Raw genomic sequence first — 455 nt, 5'->3', positions numbered from 1 at the left:
ACAGCTCCCCGAAGCATATCGGTGTTAGTCCCGTCCTTCATCGGCTCCTAGTGCCAAGGCATCCACCGTGCGCCCTTTCTAACTTAACCTATCGAAAAAATATAAGCTTCACATCTCTTCGTCATCTCGCTCGTCAACATCCTCACGTACCTTCAAGTACGCTCCGGTGTCTCCTCACTCGATTCCTCGACCTGTTCGCTTCTCTTTTTTCTTTAGTTACTCTCATTTAATAGAGAGAAAACCTAAAATGGCGATACTCAGTTTCTTTCTTGACTTTTTTACTTTATCTAGTTTTCAAAGAACAACTTGATGGAAGTTTATAAGGATAGTTATTTTTGCTTCGCAAAAAAACCTTATTAAACCATCAAAACTGAACAAGAACAAATCGTCACGTCTGTATTATGTCTTGCTTACGCAAGCATATTTCCTTAGAAAGGAGGTGATCCAGCCGCACC

The 455-nt window shown here is 41.3% G+C and carries 1 rRNA gene; it reads right to left on the bottom strand.

The window, feature by feature from the left end:
• Positions 1–89, bottom strand: a 23S ribosomal RNA gene (locus M3175_RS24355); the annotation flags it as partial.
• Between the last annotated feature and the right edge of the window lie 366 nt (positions 90–455).

This window comes from Robertmurraya korlensis, assembly GCF_023715225.1.
GTDB lineage: Bacteria > Bacillota > Bacilli > Bacillales > Cytobacillaceae > Robertmurraya_A.
Note: the sequence above shows the minus strand (reverse complement) of the source record. Positions and strands in the feature narration are given on the sequence as shown.